At 72.4% G+C, this 20,637-nt stretch carries 14 protein-coding genes; 3 read left to right on the forward strand and 11 right to left on the reverse strand.

Annotated elements, in window-relative coordinates; genetic code table 11:
• Positions 1–149: 149 nt before the first annotated feature.
• Positions 150–1,262 (forward strand): PucR family transcriptional regulator, encoded by a 1,113-nt coding sequence (locus ACF06X_RS20050; protein ID WP_392288605.1) that lies wholly within the window; start codon positions 150–152, stop codon positions 1,260–1,262.
• Between the two features lie 209 nt (positions 1,263–1,471).
• Here ACF06X_RS20050 and serA read toward each other — a convergent pair whose 3' ends face one another.
• The 6 genes from serA to ACF06X_RS20080 all read right to left on the reverse strand — a co-directional run bounded on the left by serA (position 1,472) and on the right by ACF06X_RS20080 (position 11,397).
• Positions 1,472–3,061, reverse strand: coding sequence for a phosphoglycerate dehydrogenase (gene serA, locus ACF06X_RS20055; RefSeq protein WP_383226580.1), 1,590 nt, complete (start codon positions 3,059–3,061; stop codon positions 1,472–1,474).
• Positions 3,062–3,298: 237 nt separating this feature from the next.
• On the reverse strand, positions 3,299–4,300 hold the full coding sequence (gene ilvC, locus ACF06X_RS20060; protein ID WP_392288606.1) for a ketol-acid reductoisomerase: 1,002 nt from the start codon (positions 4,298–4,300) through the stop codon (positions 3,299–3,301).
• Positions 4,301–4,428: 128 nt separating this feature from the next.
• On the reverse strand, positions 4,429–4,953 hold the full coding sequence (gene ilvN / locus ACF06X_RS20065) for an acetolactate synthase small subunit (RefSeq protein WP_158990801.1): 525 nt from the start codon (positions 4,951–4,953) through the stop codon (positions 4,429–4,431).
• A gap of 32 nt (positions 4,954–4,985) precedes the next feature.
• Positions 4,986–6,836 (reverse strand): acetolactate synthase large subunit, encoded by a 1,851-nt coding sequence (locus tag ACF06X_RS20070; RefSeq protein WP_392288607.1) that lies wholly within the window; start codon positions 6,834–6,836, stop codon positions 4,986–4,988.
• 222 nt (positions 6,837–7,058) lie between these two features.
• A complete protein-coding gene (locus ACF06X_RS20075) occupies positions 7,059–9,941 on the reverse strand; it encodes a putative bifunctional diguanylate cyclase/phosphodiesterase (RefSeq protein WP_392289025.1) in 2,883 nt (960 codons plus the stop codon).
• A gap of 493 nt (positions 9,942–10,434) precedes the next feature.
• A complete protein-coding gene (locus ACF06X_RS20080) occupies positions 10,435–11,397 on the reverse strand; it encodes a 2-hydroxyacid dehydrogenase (protein WP_392288608.1) in 963 nt (320 codons plus the stop codon).
• 75 nt (positions 11,398–11,472) lie between these two features.
• On the opposite strand from ACF06X_RS20080, the gene ACF06X_RS20085 reads away from it, so the two are divergent.
• Positions 11,473–12,471 (forward strand): aldo/keto reductase, encoded by a 999-nt coding sequence (locus tag ACF06X_RS20085; protein WP_392288609.1) that lies wholly within the window; start codon positions 11,473–11,475, stop codon positions 12,469–12,471.
• A 153-nt stretch (positions 12,472–12,624) separates the two neighbouring features.
• Positions 12,625–13,701 (forward strand): PQQ-dependent sugar dehydrogenase, encoded by a 1,077-nt coding sequence (locus ACF06X_RS20090; RefSeq protein ID WP_392289026.1) that lies wholly within the window; start codon positions 12,625–12,627, stop codon positions 13,699–13,701.
• A 43-nt stretch (positions 13,702–13,744) separates the two neighbouring features.
• Here ACF06X_RS20090 and ACF06X_RS20095 read toward each other — a convergent pair whose 3' ends face one another.
• The 5 genes from ACF06X_RS20095 to ACF06X_RS20115 form a co-directional block, all read right to left on the reverse strand.
• The gene (locus ACF06X_RS20095) at positions 13,745–16,792 is read right to left on the reverse strand and encodes an AAA family ATPase (RefSeq protein WP_392289027.1); all 3,048 of its coding nucleotides are present in this window, start codon (positions 16,790–16,792) and stop codon (positions 13,745–13,747) included.
• Positions 16,793–16,826: 34 nt separating this feature from the next.
• A complete protein-coding gene (locus ACF06X_RS20100; RefSeq protein WP_392288610.1) occupies positions 16,827–17,021 on the reverse strand; it encodes a hypothetical protein in 195 nt (64 codons plus the stop codon).
• Between the two features lie 152 nt (positions 17,022–17,173).
• Entirely contained in the window at positions 17,174–17,707 is a 534-nt protein-coding gene (locus ACF06X_RS20105) for a hypothetical protein (RefSeq protein WP_392288611.1), read from the reverse strand.
• A 35-nt stretch (positions 17,708–17,742) separates the two neighbouring features.
• Positions 17,743–18,309, reverse strand: a complete 567-nt coding sequence (locus tag ACF06X_RS20110) for a GNAT family N-acetyltransferase (protein WP_392288612.1) — start codon at positions 18,307–18,309, stop codon at positions 17,743–17,745.
• A complete protein-coding gene (locus ACF06X_RS20115) occupies positions 18,287–20,575 on the reverse strand; it encodes an MMPL family transporter (RefSeq protein WP_392288613.1) in 2,289 nt (762 codons plus the stop codon). Before ACF06X_RS20115 ends, ACF06X_RS20110 begins: the two co-directional genes overlap by 23 nt.
• Between the last annotated feature and the right edge of the window lie 62 nt (positions 20,576–20,637).

Below are 20,637 nucleotides of genomic sequence, written 5' to 3' on the forward strand. Positions count from 1 at the left end.
GCCGTACCCGATCTTCGTGATCTACCGGGAACAGCACGGATAACCACCGTGAAACCTAAGGATCGCTCCGATCCTCGGCCATCGACAGCTGTCACGCATCCGCGAGCCGCCTCTCATACATATGTCTGAGGGGGTGCGAGAATAGGGCCGTGAAGGGCGACTACCAGGACCTCGTGGACGAGATCTCGGCGCTCCTCGGCGCCCCGGCGACCCTGGAGAACCGCGATTTCGGCCTGATCGCCTTCGGCGCGCACGACAGCGAGGACGACACGGCGATGGACCCCGTCCGGACCCGGTCGATCCTGACCAGGAGGTCGACCCCGGCGGTCCGCGCCTGGTTCGAGGGGTTCGGGATCACCCGGGCGACCGGCCCGGTGCGGATCCCGGCGGCGCCGGACGCGGGGGTGCTCCGTGACCGGATCTGTCTGCCGGTACGGCACCGGGGCGTCGTCCTCGGTTACGTCTGGCTGCTGGACGCCGAGCCGGGGCCGACGCACGAGCAGCTCACGGCGGCGATGGAGGTCGCGACCCGGATCGGCGGGCTGCTCGCGGACGAGGAACGGGCGGGCGCCGACCTCTCCCGCGCGTTCGCCGCCGTACTGACCGCCGAGCGCGGCTGGCAGAGCGACATGGCCCTCGCGGCCCTGCGGACGGCCCTGGGCCCCAACGCGGACGGCCTGCACACCGTCGTCTGCGTGACCCCCTGGCGTGGCGACGCCCCCTCGGCGGGCACGGTCGCGAGCGCGGCGGCGGTCGCCACACTCCCGGAGAGCGAGTCCCTGGCGCTCCTCGTACGGCTGCGCTCGCCCGAGGACCTCACTCCGGCCCATGCGGCGGCGGACCGACTGCGCGCCGGCTCCCCGGCCGGTGTCGCGACGCCCCGCCGGGGTCTCGCGGAGCTCCCGGCGGCCTGGCGCGAGGCGAGCACGGCGGCCCGGGCGGCCACGGCGCAGCCGAAGCTCGGCCCGGTCGCGGAGTGGGCCCGGATCGGCCCGTACCGCCTCCTCGCGGCGCTCTACCACCCGGAGATCGACCCCGCCGTCGCGCCGCTGCTCGCCCCCGCCCACGCCGAACTGGCGCGCACGGCCGAGGTGTTCCTCGACAACGCGGGCCAGGCGGGCCGCACGGCGGCCGCACTCGGCGTCCACCGTCAGACCCTCTACTACCGGCTGTCCCGGGTCGAACAGCTCACCGGCCTGGACCTGGACGACGGCGAGGACCGTCTGCTGCTCCACATGTCCCTGAAGTCCGCCAAGCTGTAGCCGAGCCCCGCTCCCCCCTCAGCCCCGCTCCCCCATCAGGACCTTGAGCCCCTCCGTCAGGTCGTCCGCCGTCGGGGCCGTCTCCGGGTCCACCATCTACTTGGCGCCCTCGAGCAGATCTTCGCGATGTCCCATGACAGCACCGTACCCGGGTGCTGGACGAGCGTGTAAGACGATCGTCCAGCACCCGGGTACGGGTGGCACATCTGTCAGACGAGGTTCACCGAGCGGGCCGAGGCGGCGCCGATCTCCTCGGAGATCTCCGCGAGCACCGCCGGCGGGACGGTGTCGTCCACGGTGAGGACGACGAGCGCCTCGCCGCCCTCCTCGGCACGGGCCACCTGCATGCCCGCGATGTTCAGACCGGCCTCGCCGAGGATCCGGCCGACCGTGCCGACGACGCCCGGACGGTCCTCGTAGCGCAGGACGACCATGTGGTCGGCGAGGGCGACGTCCACGTCGTAGTCGCCGACCGCGACGATCTTCTGGAGGTGCTTGGGGCCGGCCAGCGTGCCGGAGACCGCGACCTCCTCGCCGCTCGAGAGCGTGCCGCGCACGGTGACCACGTTGCGGTGGTCGGGCGACTCCGAGCTCGTCGTCAGACGGACCTCGACACCGCGCTCCTGCGCGAACAGCGGGGCGTTGACGTACGACACGGTCTCGTCGACCACGTCCTCGAACACGCCCTTGAGCGCCGAGAGTTCGAGCACCTTCACGTCGTGCTGGGTGATCTCGCCGTACACCTCGACATCGAGGCGCGCCGCGACCTCGCCCGCGAGCGCGGTGAAGATCCGGCCGAGCTTTTCGGCGAGCGGCAGACCCGGCTTGACGTCCTCGGCGATGACACCGCCCTGGACGTTGACCGCGTCCGGGACCAGCTCGCCGGCGAGCGCGAGGCGCACCGAGCGGGCGACCGCGATACCGGCCTTCTCCTGGGCCTCGTCCGTGGACGCGCCGAGGTGCGGGGTGCAGACGACCTGGTCGAGCTCGAAGAGCGGGGAGTCCGTGCAGGGCTCCTTCGCGTACACGTCGAGACCGGCGCCGGCGACCCGGCCCTCCTTGAGGGCGGAGAACAGCGCCGCCTCGTCGACGATCCCGCCGCGCGCGGCGTTGACGATGCGGACGCTCGGCTTGACCTTGTGCAGCGCCTCGTCGCCGATGAGACCGAGGGTCTCCGGGGTCTTCGGCAGGTGGACGGTGATGAAGTCGGCGACCTCCAGGAGCTCGTCCAGGGCCAGCAGCTTCACCCCCATCTGGGCGGCGCGGGCCGGCTGCACGTAGGGGTCGTACGCGACGATCTTCATGCCGAACGCGGACATCCGCTGGGCGACCAGGACGCCGATGCGGCCGAGGCCGACGACGCCGAGCGTCTTCTCGCTCAGCTCGACGCCCGTGTACTTCGAGCGCTTCCACTCGCCGTTCTTCAGGGCGGTGTTGGCCTGCGGGATGTTGCGGGCGGTGGCGACGAGCAGGCCGCAGGCGAGCTCGGCGGCGGTGACGATGTTGGAGGTCGGGGCGTTCACGACCATGACGCCGGCCTTGGTGGCGGCGGAGACGTCGACATTGTCCAGGCCGACACCGGCACGGGCGACGACCCGGAGCTTGTTGGCGGCGGCGATGGCCTCCGCGTCGACCTTGGTCGCGGAGCGGACCAGGATCGCGTCCACATCGGCGATGGCGGGGAGCAGCTCGGCGCGGTCCGCGCCGTTGCAGTGCCGGATCTCGAAGTCCGGGCCCAGTGCGTCGACGGTGGCGGGCGACAGCTCTTCAGCGATGAGTACGACAGGTTTCGAGCTCACGTGAGTCCTCACAAGTCCAGTGCGGACGGCCGTCCCGACGGCCGCAGGCGGTGGAGGGGGCTTGCCGCGTGAAAGCGCACGACGCTGTGGGCCTGAACGCGAATGTGGTTGAAAGTGTAGTGCCGCTTCGGCGCACTCCCTGCGCCTCGTTGGAAGGATCACCCGTCCGTGGTTGGACGGCGTGTCCAACGATGCGGCACGGGGCCGGACACTGTGTCCGGCCCCGTGCCGAGAGGCTTACGCCTCCTCGTCGTTCACCCAGCTCATGAGCTTGCGCAGCTCCTTGCCGGTGGTCTCCAGGAGGTGCTTCTCGTCCTGGGTCTTGTACTCGTTGTACTTCTTCAGACCGCCGTGGTACTCGTCCATCCAGTTCTTGGCGAACGTGCCGTCCTGGATCTCGGTGAGCACCTTCTTCATCTCGGCCTTGGTGGCGTCGGTGATGATGCGCGGGCCGGTGATGTAGTCGCCCCACTCGGCGGTCTCGGAGACCGACCAGCGCATCTTCTCCAGGCCGCCCTCGTACATGAGGTCGACGATGAGCTTCAGCTCGTGCAGGCACTCGAAGTAGGCGATCTCCGGCTGGTAGCCGGCCTCGACCAGGGTCTCGAAGCCCGCCTTCACCAGCGCGGAGGCGCCACCGCAGAGGACGGCCTGCTCACCGAACAGGTCGGTCTCGGTCTCCTCGGTGAAGGTCGTCTTGATGACGCCGGCGCGGGTGCCGCCGATGGCCTTGGCGTACGAGAGCGCCAGGGCGAAGGCGTTGCCGGTCGCGTCCTGCTCGACGGCGGCGATCGCGGGGACGCCGCGGCCCTCCTCGTACTGGCGGCGGACCAGGTGGCCCGGGCCCTTCGGGGCGACCAGGGCGACGTCCACGTTGGCCGGGGGCTTGATGAAGCCGAAGCGGACGTTGAAGCCGTGGGCGAAGAACAGCGCGTCGCCGTCCTTCAGGTTGTCCTTGATGGACTCCTCGTAGACCGTGGCCTGGATCGGGTCCGGGATGAGGATCATGATGACGGAGGCCTCGGCGGCCGCCTCGGCGGGCGTGACCACGCGCAGGCCCTGCTCCTCGGCCTTGGCCTTGGACTTGGAGCCCTCGTGCAGACCGACGCGGACGTCGACACCCGAGTCACGGAGCGACAGCGCGTGGGCGTGGCCCTGGCTGCCGTAACCGATCACCGCGACCTTGCGGCCCTGGATGATGGACAGGTCGGCGTCGTCGTCGTAGAACAGCTCGGCCACTGGGAATCTCCTTGATGTGCTGGTGTTGCGTCCCACCGTACGGCGGGGAGCGGAAGGAAGGTTTTCGGGTCTCGCCAGGCGGACCGCCGGACGGACCGGCGGTTGACCGCCCGGCGGTCCGTGAGGGGTCAGGCGCTGCGGTCGAGGGAGCGCAGGGACCGGTCCGTGATGGACCGGGCACCACGCCCTATGGCGATCGTGCCGGACTGCACGAGCTCCTTGATGCCGAACTGCTCCAGCATCTTGAGCATCGCGTCCAGCTTGTCACTCGAACCGGTGGCCTCGATGGTGACCGCCTCGGGGGAGACGTCCACGGTCTTGGCGCGGAACAGCTGGACGATCTCGACGATCTGGGAGCGGGTCTCGTTGTCGGCACGGACCTTCACCAGGACGAGCTCGCGCTGGATCGCGGCGCTGGGCTCGAGTTCGACGATCTTCAGGACGTTGACCAGCTTGTTGAGCTGCTTGGTCACCTGCTCCAGGGGCAGGTCCTCGACATTGACCACGATGGTGATGCGGGAGATGTCGGGGTGCTCGGTGACACCGACGGCGAGCGAGTCGATGTTGAAGCCGCGGCGGGAGAACAGCGCGGCGATCCGAGCGAGGATGCCGGGGGTGTTCTCCACCAGGACGGAGAGCGTGTGCCTAGTCATGTGCGTCGTTCCTCTTCCTACGGCTCTTCGTCTCAGTCGTCTTCGTTGTCGCCGAAGTCGGGGCGCACGCCCCGGGCGGCCATGACCTCGTCGTTGGAGGTGCCGGCGGCGACCATCGGCCAGACCTGGGCGTCCTCGTGGACGATGAAGTCGATGACGACCGGGCGGTCGTTGATGGCGTTGGCCTCGGCGATGACCCTGTCCAGGTCGGCCGGGTCCTCACAGCGCAGCGCGACACAGCCCATGGCCTCGGACAGCTTGACGAAGTCCGGGATGCGGGTGCCCTTGGAGGGCTCCAGGCCGGTGGCCTCCGGGCCGGAGTGCAGCACGGTGTTGGAGTAGCGCTGGTTGTAGAAGAGGGTCTGCCACTGGCGGACCATCCCGAGGGCGCCGTTGTTGATGATGGCGACCTTGATCGGGATGTTGTTGAGCGCGCAGGTGACGAGCTCCTGGTTGGTCATCTGGAAGCAGCCGTCGCCGTCGATCGCCCAGACCGGGCGGTCCGGCATGCCGGCCTTGGCGCCCATGGCGGCCGGGACCGCGTACCCCATCGTTCCGGCGCCGCCGGAGTTCAGCCAGGTGGCCGGCTTCTCGTAGTTGATGAAGTGGGCGGCCCACATCTGGTGCTGGCCGACGCCGGCCGCGTAGATGGTGTCGGCCGGGGCGAGCTGGCCGATGCGCTGGATGACCTGCTGCGGCGAGAGGCTGCCGTCCTCCGGCTGGTCGTAGCCGAGCGGGTACGTCTCGCGCCAGCGGTTGAGGTCGCTCCACCAGGCGGTGTAGTCGCCCTTGTTGCCCTCGCTGTACTCGGCCTGGACGGCCTGGACCAGGTCGGCGATGACCTCGCGGGCGTCACCGACGATCGGGACGTCGGCGGCGCGGTTCTTGCCGATCTCCGCCGGGTCGATGTCGGCGTGGACGATCTTGGCGAACGGGGCGAAGCTGTCCAGCTTGCCGGTGACGCGGTCGTCGAAGCGGGCGCCGAGGGCGACGATCAGGTCGGCCTTCTGCAGCGCGGTGACGGCGGTGACCGCGCCGTGCATGCCGGGCATCCCCACGTGCAGCGGGTGGCTGTCGGGGAACGCGCCCAGCGCCATCAGGGTGGTGGTGACGGGGGCGCCGGTGAGCTCGGCCAGGACCTTCAGCTCGGTGGTGGCGCCGGCCTTCAGGACGCCGCCGCCGACGTACAGGACGGGCCGCTTGGCGGCGGTGATGAGCTTGGCGGCCTCGCGGATCTGCTTGGCGTGCGGCTTGGTCACCGGGCGGTAGCCGGGCAGGTCGGTCTGCGGCGGCCAGCTGAAGACGGTCTTCGCCTGGAGGGCGTCCTTGGCGATGTCGACCAGGACCGGGCCGGGGCGGCCGGTGGAGGCGATGTGGAACGCCTCGGCGATCGTCCGCGGGATGTCCTCGGCCTTGGTGACCAGGAAATTGTGCTTCGTGATCGGCATCGTGATGCCGCAGATGTCCGCCTCCTGGAAGGCGTCCGTGCCGATGGCCTTCGAGGCGACCTGGCCGGTGATCGCGACCAGCGGGACGGAGTCCATGTGCGCGTCGGCGATCGGGGTGACCAGGTTGGTGGCGCCCGGTCCGGAGGTCGCCATGCAGACGCCGACCTTGCCGGTGGCCTGCGCGTAGCCGGTGGCGGCGTGGCCCGCGCCCTGCTCGTGGCGGACCAGGATGTGGCGGACCTTCTTGGAGTCCATCATCGGGTCGTACGCGGGGAGGATGGCGCCGCCCGGAATACCGAAGACGGTGTCGGCCCCCACTTCCTCGAGAGAACGGATGAGGGACTGCGCACCCGTGACGTGCTCGACGATGGTGGCGGACTGTCCGCCGCTACGGGCCCGCGGCTGCGGATGGTGCCCGGTGGCCTGCTCGGTCATCAGCATTCTCTTCTCGAAGCAGAGGGTTTTTGCGAGGGTTTTGCGAGGGTTTGGCGGGAGCCGGTGCAACAAAAAACCCCTCGTGCCGGGAGGCAAGCGAGGGGAGCGCGTCGGTAGCGTTCAAGCCGGGCCGTTCATGGCCCCGCTTCAGCCGACGCGCTTTCCAAGTACGAGAATTCGGGTGCGCATGGCACTGACCCTCCCCCCGACGCACTGTCAGTGTCAAGTGGGTGGGACAGGCGTCTCATTATTTGAGCGGATCGGGGGATGGATCGCGGGACGGATCGGGGGGCGGTCGCCGGCCGGGACCGGGACGGCGCCGGGGAGCGGGTACTCGTCCCGTACGAGCGCGCGGCGCAGCCGGTACTCGTCGAGCGGGCCGGAGAAGGCCATGCCCTGACCGTGTGTGCAGCCCATGGCACGCAGGGCGAGCACCTGCTCGGGGACGTCGACGCCGTCGGCGACGGACTGGAGCCCGAGGTCGGCGGCGATCCGCAGCAGGCCGCTGGTGATCTTGCGCAGCCGGGCGGACTCGACGACGCCCTCGACCAGGCCTCTGTCCAGTTTCAGTACGTCCACGGGGAGCCGCCGCAGGGCGTTGATCGCCGCGTATCCGCTGCCGAAGCCGTCGAGGGCGATCCGTACGCCGAGCCGGCGCAGGGCCACCAGACGCTGTTCGAGCTCGTCGAAGGAGATCCTCGGGTCGCTGTCGGCGAGCTCGATCATCAGGGATCCGGAGGGGAGGGCGTGCCGGGTCAGCAGGGCCTCGACGGAGCCGAGCGGCAGGGAGCGGTCGAGGAGGCGGCGGGCGGAGAGCCGGATGGAGACCGGCGTGCGGTGGCCGATTCCGGCCCGTTCGGCGGCCTGCTCGACGGCCTGCTCCAGGAGCCAGCGGCCGAGCTCGGCGGTGCGCTCGCTGTCCTCGGCGACGCGCAGGAACTCAGCGGGGGTGAAGAGGATGCCCTGGGCGGAGCGCCAGCGGGCCTGGGCGGCGACGGCGGTGATCCGGCCGGTGGTGAGGTCGACCACGGGCTGGTGGAGCAGGGCGAACTCTCCGTCGTGCAGCGCGGTGCGCAGCCGGGTGGCCACTTCGGTCCTGCGGACGACCTCCGCCTGCATCTGCGGGGCGTACATCTCGACGCGGTCCTTGCCGGCCGCCTTCGCCCGGTACATGGCGAGGTCGGCGTTGCGCAGCAGGTCGCCGGCGGTGATGCCGGGCTCGGCGAAGGCGACGCCGATGGAGGCGGCGACCCGCACCTCGTTCCCGCCTTCGAGGCGGTACGGCTGGGAGAGGGTGAGCCGGAGCCGGTCGGCGATCTCGTGGACCTGGCACTCGCGGTCGGACTGGTCCCGCCCGCCGTCGCCGAGGATGAGCGCGGCGAACTCGTCCCCGCCGAGTCGGGCCGCGGTGTCCCCGGACCGTACCGAGTCCTGGAGGCGACGGGCGGCCTGGACGAGGAGCTCGTCGCCGGCCTGGTGGCCGAGCCGGTCGTTGACGCCCTTGAAGCCGTCGAGGTCGATGAAGAGCACGGCGGTGCCGGGGTCGGTGGAGCGGCGGCCGGTGAGGGCCTGGCGGACGCGCTGGGTGAACAGCGCCCGGTTGGGCAGGTCGGTGAGCGGGTCGTGCTCCGCGTTGTGCTGCAACTGCGCCTGGAGGCGCACGCGTTCGGTGACGTCCCGGCTGTTGAAGATGAGCCCGCCCTGGTGGCGGTTGACCGTGGACTCGACGTTGAGCCAGTCGCCGCGGCCGGAGCGGAAGCGGCATTCGATCCGGGTCGTGGGCTCCTCCGCGGGGGAGGCGGCCAGGAACCGGCGCACTTCGTGGACCACGCCGCCGAGATCCTCGGGATGGATGAGGGAGGCCAGTTCGGAGCCGATCAGCTCCTCGGCGTCCCGCCCGTAGACCCCCGCGGCGGCGGGGCTCACATACCGGAGTATGCCGCTGGGCGCGGCGATCATGATGACGTCGCTGGAGCCCTGCACCAGGGACCGGAAGTGGTTCTCCTTCTGGGCCAGTTCGTGGGTGAGGGCGATGTTGTCGAGGAGCATGATGCCCTGCCGTACGACGAGGGCGAGCACGACCGTGCAGCCGGTGAAGACGACCACGCGGTCCACTCTGCGTCCCTCGACGACGTTGTACAGGATGCCGAGCGTGCAGACGGCCGCGGCGAGATACGGGGTGAGCGCGGCCAGCGAGCCGGCCACCGGGCGGCTGTGGAGGCGCTGACCGCGCGGCGGGACGGCTCCGTCGACGCTGCGGCGCGCGCCCCAGGGGGCGTACGCGAGGAGCAGCGAGCCCGCGAACCACCCGGCGTCGAGCAGCTGGCCCGAGGTGTAGTTCTCGCGCAGCAGCGGGGAGGTGAAGAGGGCGTCGCACAGGACGGTGAGGGCGAGGGCGGCGATGGCGGTGTTGGTCGCGGAGCGGTTCACGTTGGACCGGCGGAAGTGCAGGGCGAGGACCATGCTGACGAGGACGATGTCCAGCAGCGGGTAGGCCAGCGAGAGCGCGGCGCGGGCGACGCTCTCGCCCTGGAAGTGCGCGGTGTGGGCGAGGGCGAGGCTCCACGACAGGGTCAGCAGCGAGCCGCCGATGAGCCAGGCGTCGAGCGCGAGACAGACCCAGCCGGCCCGGGTGACGGGCTTCTTGGCGAGCACCAGCAGGCCGACGATCGCGGGTGGCGCGAAGAGCAGGAAGAAGAGGTCGGCGACGGACGGGCTGGGCACGTCCCGGCTGAGCACGACCTCGTACCACCCCCAGACGGCGTTCCCGGCGGCCGCCATGGCGGAGGAGAAGGCGAAGAGCAGCCAGGCGGGACGGAAGCGGCTCTCCCGGACGCGGGCGTAGACGGAGCAGGAGACGCAGGCGGCGAGGGCGGCGGCGCTGAGGCCGAAGTCCCCCATCACGAGAGCCAACCGCTCGGATCCCCAGCCGAGCGCGGCTCCCGTCGCGTAGCCCGCGCAGATCACGCCGAGGACGATCTGGGCGAGGACGGCGGTGGTCCCGGAGCGGGCGGGAGCGGGCCCTCGGGGCCCGGGGCGGGTCTCCGGGGCGGCGGCGCCTCCGGTGGCGGGACCGCGCTCGATCAGCGCCCCGCGGGTGCTCATCGCGGCCTCCGGGGTCTCGTCGGCACCGTCGCGGCCGGTCCCCTCCGGCATGCCGGGGCGCTCGCCGCGCGCGCGGGGGGCGTCGTCACCACCGCGCGCGTGCGCCGGGTCGGCGGAGTCGTCCGCAGAGGTAGTACGCCGGTGGGCCTGGGCGGGGAGGGCGGCGGCGGGGCCGCGGCGGAGGTGGGGGCGGGGCGCTGCGGGCGCCGCGGGCCCTGCGGCGTCGTCGCGCGCGAGGGTCGTCGACGGCGGCCCCGCCGCGTCGGATCGTCGGTCCATCGGCCGTACTTCACCCGTCGCCCCCCTCGGACTCTGATGATCCGTCACTTCACTCCCCGGCGTCATCCCGTGCTCGACGCAGCCCCCCGCTCCGGGACGATACACCAGGACCGTCACAGAGCGACAGGGCTGCTGTACTCTCCGTGACGGTCCGGGGGCTCACGGCGGGCGCACCGAGGGGCGCACGCCGTCGGGGAGGAGCGGCGGACGCGGCTCAGGTGGTGAGCACCACGTTCGCCAGCCGCTCCCCCGCCGCGAACCGGGTCAGCTGGGCCGCGATCAGCCGGGTGGCACGGGGCATGAACGCCGAAGTGGAACCGCCGACATGGGGCGTCACCAGGACACCGGGAGCGTGCCACAACGGGTGGCCGGGCGGGAGCGGTTCGGGGTCGGTGACATCGAGCGCGGCGCGGATCCGGCCGCTCTCGACCTCCTTGAGCAGCGCGGCGGTGTCCACCACCGGACCGCGGGCGACGTTGACCAGAAGGGCGCCGTCCTTCATCCGGCCGAGAAACGCCGCGTCGGCGAGGTGGTGGCTCTCCGGCGTGAGCGGAGTGGACAGGACGACCACGTCGGCCTGCGGCAGCAGGGCGGGCAGTTCCGACAGCGGCCGCACCGGACCGCGCTCCGTGGTGCGTGCGGAGCGTGCGACCCGCACCACCCGCGCGCACTCGAACGGCGCGAGCCGGTCCTCGATGGCGGCGCCGATCGACCCGTACCCGACGATCAGTACGGACTTGTCGGCGAGCGCCGGATAGAAACCGGCGCGCCACTCCTCGGCGTCCTGGCCGCGGACGAAGCCGGGAATGCCGCGCAGGGAGGCGAGGATCAGGGCGAGGGTGAGCTCGGCGGTGCTCGCCTCGTGGACGCCCTTGGCGTTGCACAGTTCGACGCCGGGGCGCAGCAGGCCGAGTCCGGGCGTCACGTGGTCGATGCCCGCCGAGAGCGTCTGGACGGCGCGCACCGAGGTCATCGCGGAGAGCGGCCGGACGGCGATCTCCGAGCCCTTCATGTACGGGACCACGTAGAAGACGCAGCGCGCCGGGTCGGCGGGGAAGTCGCGGCCGCCGTCCCAGAAGCGGTAGGCCAGGCCCGACGCGCCCGGCTCGGGGAGCCCTTCTATCTCGTCCGCGGGAATCGGAAGCCACACGTCAGCGGTCGTGTCATCGAGTCTCATGACCGGGAGGCTATGCGAAGAATCCCGTACCGCATTGGTTACTTTGGGGGACGGCACAGGGAGGGGTACCGGCAGGTGGAGCGCAGGACAATCGGGGCGGCGGCGCTCGACGTGGGCGCGGTCGGCCTGGGCTGTATGCCGATGAACTGGGCCTACAGCGCCTCGCAGCAGCGCGGCGACCGCTCCCTGCGCACGGTGCACGCGGCGCTGGACGCCGGGGTGAGCCTGCTCGACACCGCCGACATGTACGGGCCGTTCACGAACGAACTGCTGCTGGGGCGGGTCCTCAAGGAGCGCAGGGCCGATGTCTTCGTGTCGACGAAGTGCGGTCTGCTGGTGGGCGACCAGCACGTGGTCGCCAACGGCCGGCCCGGGTACGTACGGCGGGCCTGCGACGCCTCGCTGCGGCGCCTGCAGACGGATGTGATCGACCTCTACCAGCTGCACCGGGCGGATCCCGAGGTGCCGGTCGAGGAGACCTGGGGCGCGATGGCCGAGCTGGTCGCGGCGGGCAAGGTGCGGGCGCTCGGACTGTGCGCGGTGGGGGCCACGGCGACGCGACGGGGCCGGGCCGATCCGTACGAGGGAACGATCCGCCAGCTGGAACGCGTCCAGCAGGTCTTCCCGGTGAGCGCGGTGGAGGCCGAGCTGTCGGTGTGGTCGCCGGAGGCTCTGGAGCGGCTGCTGCCGTGGTGCGAGGCGCGCGGCGTCGGTTTCCTGGCCGCGATGCCACTGGGGAACGGGTTCCTGACCGGGACGCTGACCCCGGGCGGCGGGTTCGAGCCGGACGATCCGCGGGCCCGGCACCCGCGCTTCACGGCGGAGATGATGGCGGCCAACCAGCCGCTGGTGGCGGGGCTGCGGCGGGTGGCGGCCCGGCACGGCCGGGCGGTGACGCCGGCGCAGGTGGCGCTGGCGTGGGTGCTGGGCTGCGGCCCGCAGGTGGTGCCGATCCCGGGGGCGAAGCGGGAGCGCTGGGCGGTGGAGAACGCGCGGGCGGCCGAGCTGGTGCTGACGCCGGCGGATCTGTCCGAGATCGCGAGGCTGCCGGCGCCGCGGGGGTCGTGGGACTGATCCGCGCGGCGTGGAGCCGTGGGCGGGAACCTGATCGGGTCGGGCGGTGTACTAGAGGTGAGAGGGAAGCCGCCGGAGACCGGGAAGGGGGTCGGAGCCGTGGTCCGACGACGTGCTGTGAGGGTCCTGTGGGGTGCCGCCGCGCTGGTGCTGATGGCGGGGTGTTCCTCGGGGGGTGAGCCAGGGCCGCCGGCCGGGACGCCCTCCCCCACCGCCTCGTCCCCGGCGTCCCCGACGTCCCCGGCCGCCTCGCCCGCGGCTCCGGCGGTACGCGTCGCCGGCACGCTCACGGAGGACCTGAAGTCGCCCTGGGGCCTGGCCGCGCTGCCCGGCGGGGATCTGCTGGTCTCCTCGCGCGACGAGCGGACGATCACCCGGGTGGACGCGCGGACGGGGGCGAAGACGCGGGTCGGAGAGGTGCCGGGGGTGGTGCCCCGGGGCGAGGGCGGCCTCATGGGCCTCGCCTGGCGGGACGGCTGGGTGTACGCGTACCTGACCGCCGAGTCGGACAACCGCATCGTCCGGATGCGGTACGGGGGCGGGGGCGGGGACCGGCTGGGGCCGCCCGAGGTGGTCCTCTCCGGGATCCCGAAGGGGGTCGTGCACAACGGCGGGCGGATCGCGTTCGGCCCGGACGGGATGCTGTACGCGGGGACGGGCGAGCGGGGCGAGACGGGTCTCGCGCAGAGCGTGGAGTCGCTGGGCGGGAAGATCCTGCGGATGACACCGGAGGGGAGACCGGCGCCGGGCAATCCCTTCCCGGGCTCGGTGGTCTATTCGTACGGCCACCGCAATGTGCAGGGACTGGCCTGGGACGGGGACGGGCGGCTGTGGGCCGCCGAGTTCGGCCAGAACACCTGGGACGAGCTGAATCTGATCCGGCCGGGCGCGAACTACGGCTGGCCGAAGGTGGAGGGGCGGGGCGGGGTCTCCGACTTCGTGGACCCGGTGGCCCAGTGGAGGACGTCGGAGGCCTCGCCGAGCGGTATCGCCTATGCCGAGGGCGCCATCTGGATGGCCGGACTGAGGGGCGAGCGGCTGTGGCGCGTTCCGCTGTCGGGCGCGGAGCGTTCCGGGGAGCCGGAGGCGTTCCTGGTGGAGGAGCACGGCCGGCTGCGCACGGTCCTGGCGGCGGGTGACGGCCGGCTCTGGCTGACCACGAGCGAGACGGACACCCGGGGCACGCCGGAAGCGGGCGACGACAAGATCCTCCGGCTGGAGGTGAGGTAGGGGCGGCGGTCACCCCGGACAACCCCTAGGGGCCGGACACCCCCTAAGCCCCCTGGGGGGCCGGTTCCAGGAGGCGGAGGCGGTGGGCGAGGGCGGCGGCCTCGCCGCGGCCGGAGACGCCCAGCTTGGCGAGGATGTTGGAGACGTGGACGCTCGCCGTCTTCGGGGAGATGAAGAGCTCCTCGGCGATCTGGCGGTTGGTGCGGCCCGCGGCGACCAGGCGCAGGACGTCCTGTTCGCGCGGGGTCAGGCCGAAGGCCTCGCCGCCGGGGCCCGGTTCGGGGGCGCTGTCGGGGGTGGTCAGCGAGAGGCGGGCGCGGGCGGCCAGGAGCTCGATGTCCTCGCGCAGCGGGTGGGCGCGGAGGCGGACGGCGGTGCCGTGGGCGTCGCGCAGGAGCGCCGCGGCCTCCTCGCGGTGGCCGCCCTCGGCCAGGAGGGCGTCGGCGAGGCGGTGCCGGGCGAGGGCGAGCGGGTAGGGGCGTTGGACCTGCTCGTAGGCGGCGACGGTCTCGGCCCAGAGCTCGACCGGTCGGCGGCCCTCGGCGCGGTCCAGCTCCGCCGAGCTGTGCAGGGAGTAGGCCACCCAGACGGGCGCCGGGGTCGCGAGGCCTCGTACGCAGCGGCGGAGCAGGGCGATCGACTCCTCGCGGCCCTCCGCCGCGGCGGGCAGGCCGAGGGCGTCCGCCTCGGCGGTGGCGGCCGCGAGGAGCAGCGGCCAGCCCTCGCGGTGGGTGCCGGGAGGGAAGCCGGTCTCCGCGGCGGCGGCGAGCACGGTCCGTACGTCCTGGATCCGTCCCGCGGCGGCGGCGAGGCTCAGCTCGACCTGCATGGTCGGGACGGTGTACTGCGGCATCGGGTCGGCATCGCCGAAGTGCTCGCGCGCCGCGGCCAGCCATCGCTCGGCCACGTCCAGCTCGCCGCGGGCGACGGCGAGTTGGGCGAGGCGGAGGGTGGCGGAGCCGCGCGGCTTGGACCTGGTTCCGGCCTGTTCCAGCCACTCGCAGTTGCGCTGGGCCTCGTCCCAGAGGCCGAGGGAGAGCTGCGACTCGGCCTGGTTGGCGCGGACCCAGCCCTGGCTGTCGAGGAGTCCGTGGTCGTTGGCGAGGCGGATGCCGTCCTCGGCGACGTCGACGGCCTCCTGGGAGCGGCCCAGGTTCTCCAGGACGTGGGAGAGGTTGATGTGCGCGCGGGCGGACTCGTGGTGGAGGCCGAGGGCGCGGGTGCGGTCGCGGACCTCGTACATGGTGGCGAGTCCGGCCTCGCGGTCGCCTGCGGAGACCTGGAGGGTGCCGAGGGTGAGGCGGGCGCTGAGCTCCATGCCCTCGTTCTCGACGAGCCGGGTGTATTCGACGGCCCGTTCGGCAGCGGCGAGGCTCTCCGGACCGGGCTGGTGGAGCATGCCCCAGCCCGCGGCCACGACGAGGATGCGGGCGTGCACGCCGGACGGCGGAAGCCCCTTGACGAGCTCCTGCGCGGTGGCGATCTCGGCCCAGCCGTCGGAGCGGCCGAGGCCGGAGACGAGGCGGGAGCGTTCGGTCCAGAACCAGGCGGCCCGGAGCGGGTCGCGGTCCGTGTCGTCCTCGCCCTCGCCCTCGAGGAGCCGGAGCGCCATCTTGCCGATCTTCAGGGCGCGTTCGCGTTCGCCGCAGAGCCGGGCGGCGTACGCGGCCTCGGCCAGCAGGTCGAGGTAGCTCAGGGGTGTGGTCTCGGGGTCGTGGCCGCACGACGGGTAGGCGTCGGCGTAGTCCATCGGCCGCAGCGAGTCGCGCACCTCGGCGGGGGCCTCGTCCCAGAGCTCCATCGCCCGCTCCAGGAGCCGGAGTTGCTCCGCGTACGCGTAGCGCTTGCGGGTCTCGACGGAGGCGCGCAGGACGGCGGGGAGCGCCTGGGCGGGGGCGTGCGCGTGGTACCAGTAGGTGGCGAGCCGGGTGGCCCGTTCGTCGGCCCGTACGAGGGAGGGGTCGGCCTCCAGGGCTTCGGCGTAGCGCCGGTTGAGGCGGGAGCGTTCGCCGGGCAGCAGGTCGTCGCTGACCGCCTCGCGGACCAGGGAGTGGCGAAAGCGGTAGCTGTCGCCGTCCGGGACGGCGAGCAGGATGTTGGCGCCGACGGCGGCCCGCAGCGCCTCGATGAGGTCGTCCTCGGAGAGCCGGGCGACGGCGGCGAGCAGGGCGTACTCGACGGTGGAGCCGCCCTCGGCGACGATCCTGGCGATCCGTTGGGCGTCCTCGGGGAGCGCCTCGACGCGGACGAGCAGCAGGTCGCGCAGGGAGTCGGTGAGGGAGCCGGGGGCGCAGCCGCTCTCGCGGGAGACGACGAGCTCCTCGACGAAGAAGGCGTTGCCGTCGGAGCGGTCGAAGATCTCGTCGACGAGGGCGGCGTCGGGTTCGGCGGCGAGGATGCCGGTGAGCTGGCGGCGTACCTCGGCGCGGGTGAAGCGGGGGAGTTCGATGCGCCGGATGGTCCGCAGCCGGTCCAGTTCGGCGAGGAGCGGGCGCAGCGGGTGGCGGCGGTGGATGTCGTCGGCCCGGTAGGTGGCGACGACGACGATCCGGCCGCGGCGCAGGGTGCGGAAGAGGTAGGCGAGAAGGTGCCGGGTGGAGGCGTCGGCCCAGTGGAGGTCCTCCAGGACGAGCACGATCGTACGGTCGGCGGCGAGCCGCTCCAGGAGCCGTGCGGTCAGCTCGAAGAGGCGGGCGGTGGATTCCTCGTTGGAGGAGTCGTGGCTGCCGACGTCGCCCAGTTCGGGCAGCAGCCGGGCCAGTTCGCCCTCCTGGCCCTCGGCGGCGGCGGCCAGTTCGCCGGGGAGCCGGCGGCTCAGGGACCGCAGGGCCGTGGAGAAGGGGGCGAAGGGCAGTCCGTCCGCGCCGATCTCGACGCAGCCCCCGAGGGCGACGAACGCGCCGCGCTCGCAGGCGGCGTCGACGAACTCCTCGATGAGGCGCGTCTTTCCGACACCGGCCTCCCCACCGACGAGCAACGCCTGCGGTTCTCCCGCGTGGGCGCGGGCGAGCGCGTCGGTGAGGGCGGTGAGTTCGCCGGCCCTGCCGACGAACACGGGGCTGACTGACCTGGTCTCCACGTCGTGGAGCATCGCACAGGAGTCCGTGGTGCCGCCCATACGGGTGTCACGCGGCCCGGACGAAGCGGCCGCGTTCGGGTCCCACCCGCCCTTCGGGGTCCTGGCCTCCGGACCGGCGGCCGAAGCGGCGCGCCCCCTGGGCGGCCCGGGTGGCCCTGGCGGCCTGGCGGGACAGCCGCTGGGCGTCGGCCTCGCGGACCAGATCGGCGTGGCGCATGCGCTGCAGTTCGTACGCGAACATGTCGTTCTCCCTGGTGTCGGTATCGCTCCTTGCGATGCCTCCACTTTCGTCGCCCAGGGGGTGCGGCCACATCGGGCGAGTGCCGCATGTTCGGTGTACGGGGGGCCTTAGGCCGGTGGCAGGGGGTACCTAGGCCGGTGCCGGGGCGGTGCCTAGGCCGCCGTCGGAAGACTCAGGAGGAGGTCGAAGAACATGCCCGCCGACAGGAGGAGGCCGATTCCGCCGAGGACGGCTCCGGCGACGGCCACGGCCCGGACCCAGACCGGGCGGCGCGGGCGGGTGAGGACGACCGCGGCGGTGATGAGGGCGAGGAGGGCGAAGACGCCGTTGACCAGTGCGGTGGTGTGCCAGGCGTCGCCGTAGATCTCGGAGATCTGCTGGGCCGCCGTGCCGCCCTGCGCCTTGATCTGGCCGATGAGCGTCTCGCGCTCGCTCGCGACCTTCCCCACCCAGGTCCCGGTCAGGGCCGCGAACCCGAGGCCGGCGGAGACGACGGCCGCGGCGCCCGCTCCGACGCCCGAGGGCGCGACCGGAGCGGCCTCCCCGACCTCCTCCCCGACCTCCTCGGCGTCGGATCCGTCGTCGGATCCAGCGTCGGATCCGGCGCCGGCCTCGTCCTGGAAGTCGTCGTCGAGCAGGTCGGTCTTCGCGGTCGTGTCGTCGATCTCGTCAGTCTTGGGATTCATGGAGCGCACGCTAGGCGGCCCGCATGAGAGGCGCCTTAAGACGCCCGCCGCGACTTCGCCGCCGTCCACTCCGGGGCGAGGACCGACCAGACCTCCGCGTCGTGGCGCCGGCCCCGGTAGAGGTAGCTCTCCCGCAGGACGCCGTCCTTCGTCATCCCGAGCCGTCGCGCCACGGCGATGCTGGGCTCGTTCTCCGAGGACACCTGCCATTCGACGCGGTGGATGCCGCGCTCCTCGATCGCCCAGTCGATGATCACCCGCGCGGCCCGGGTCACCAGGCCCCGGCCGACCGCCGACGGCTCCAGCCAGCAGCCCGCCTCGGCCGTGCCCTGCGCCACGTCCATCGTGCGGAACAGCACGCCGCCGACGAGCTTTCCGTCGGTCCAGATGCCGTAGATGCGGCCGGTGTCGGTCGCCGCCTTCTGCGCGTACGCCTGGAGGAAGGCGCGGGCGCCGTCGAGGTCCTTGACGACGTCGGCCAGGAGGATGTGCTGCCCGATGTGCTCGCGGCCCCGGTCCATGTGGGCGAGGAACTCCTCGGCCCGCGAGGGCTCCAGGGGCCTCAGCTCGGCACCGTCGTCACCCAGCGATATCGCGAACATCCCTGCCGTCCTCCGCCCTTGGAACCGTCACACGTTGCGGAGGGATCTTCGCATGATCGGTCTCGTCCTCGCCCCGGTCGGCGTCGGCGTCGGCGTCGGCGTCGGCGGCCGCGCGGCTCTTCGGCGTCTCGATGCTGATCCGCGGCAGCCGGCGGTCGAGCCAGCCCGGCAGCCACCAGTTCGCCCCGCCGAGCATGTGCATCAGGGCGGGGACGAGCAGCGTCCGCAGGACGAAGGCGTCGAGGGCGACGGCGGCGGCCAGCGCGATGCCGAACATGGCGACGACCCGGTCGCCGGAGAGGACGAAGGCCAGGAAGACGGAGATCATGATGACCGCCGCCGAGTTGATCACCCGGCTGGTCTCGGCGAGCCCGACCCGGACCGCGCGCCGGTTGTCGCCGGTCTCCAGCCACTCCTCGTACATCCGGCTGACCAGGAAGACCTGGTAGTCCATGGAGAGGCCGAAGAGCACCGACACCATGATCACCGGCAGGAAGGGTTCGATCGGCCCGGCGCTGCCCAGACCGAGCAGCTCGCTCCCCCACCCCCACTGGAAGACCGCGACCACGATCCCGAAGGAGGAGGCGACGGCGGCCACGTTCATGACCGCCGCCTTCAGCGGGATGCCGATCGACCGGAACGCGAGCAGGAGCAGCAGGCAGCCGAGCGTGACGACGACGCCGACGAAGAGCGGCAGCTTGCCGACGATGATCTCGGCGAAGTCGTCGTAGGAGGCGGTGATCCCGCCGACGTGCACGTCGAGCGAGGTGCCGTGCTCGGCCGTGGGCAGGACGTCCTGACGCAGCCGGTCGACGAGTTCGCTGGTGGCCTTCGACTGCGGCGAGGACTCCGGTACGACGACGAGGAGGGCGGTGTCCCCGGCGCCGTTGTACGTGATCGGGGAGACGGCCTCGACGCCGCGGGTGTTCGCCAGGGCGGCCGGCAGGTCGCCGAGCGCGACCCGGTCGTCGGCGCCGTCGATCTGGGCGACGAGGGTCAGGGGCCCGTTGACGCCGGGCCCGAAGCCCTCGGCCAGCAGGTCGTACGCCTGCCGGGTCGTCGCCGTGGCCGGGTTGTTGCCCTGGTCGGAGGTGCCGAGGTGGAGCGAGAACGTGGGCAGCGCCAGGACGAGCATGACGACGGCCGCGAACGCGCCGAGCAGCTTGGGGTGGCGCTCGACGAAGGCGGACCAGCGGGCGGCGAAGCCGGTGGGCAGCTCGGGCTGCGGGCCGTGCTCGGCGAGCTGCCGTCGCTCGCGCCGGCTCAGCGCCCGCATCCCGATGAAGGAGAGGAGCGCCGGGAGCAGGGTGACGGAGGCGGCGACCGTGAGGACGACGGTGACGCAGGCGGCGATGGCGACGCCGTTGAGGAAGCTGAGCCGCAGGATCAGCATGCCGAGGAGGGCGATGCAGACGGTCGCGCCGGCGAAGACGACGGCGCGGCCGGTGGTGGCGACGGCGATCCGCGCGGCTTCGGGGACGGGCAGCCCCCGTTTGAGGCCCTTGCGGTGTCTGGTGACGATGAACAGGGCGTAGTCGATGCCGACGCCGAGGCCGATGAGCACGCCCAGCATGGGGGCGAAGTCGGCGACCGTCATGACGTGGCCGAGGAGCCCGATCCCGGAGTACGCGATGCCGACGCTGACCAGGGCGGTGGCGAGGGGGAGCGCGGAGGCGGCGAGGGAGCCGAAGGCGAGGAAGAGGACGAGGCCCGCGACGACGACGCCGACGGCTTCGGCGAGGTGACCGCCGGGGGCCTCGGTGAGGGCGATGGCGCTGCCGCCGAGCTCGACCCGGACGCCGTCGCCCGCGGCCGCCTTGGCGGTGTCGACGAGGGCCCGCGCCTGGCTCTCGGGGATGTCGTCGGCCTGCTCGTGGAAGCTGACGGCGGCGTAGGCGGTACGGCCGTCCTCGCTGATCCGCGCCTGGGCGGCCGGGTGCTCTCCGTACGGTGAGGCGACCGCGGCGATGCCGGGCAGATCGGCGACCTCGTCGAGCATCTCGGTCATGCGCTGCTCGACGGCGGTGGCGCGGACGCTGCCCCGGTCGGTGTGCCAGACGATGGTGTCGCTGTCGCCGCCGGCGCCGGGGAAGCCCCGGTCGAGGAGGGCGGTGGCACGGCCCGACTCGGTGCCGGGGACTTCGTAGTCGTTGGAGTACGCGCTTCCGGCGACCGCCGCCGCCGTGGTGGCGCCGCCGAGTGCGACGAGCCAGAGCAGAACGACGACGAGGCGGTGCGCGACGCACCACCGTGCGATGGCTGCCAAAGGACGTGCTCCCTGGATGGTTCGTGGATCTTTGATCGGGAACAGCCCGCAAAGAACGCATG

Origin of the sequence: Streptomyces sp. NPDC015346 (genome assembly GCF_043078785.1) — a bacterium.
GTDB lineage: Bacteria > Actinomycetota > Actinomycetes > Streptomycetales > Streptomycetaceae > Streptomyces.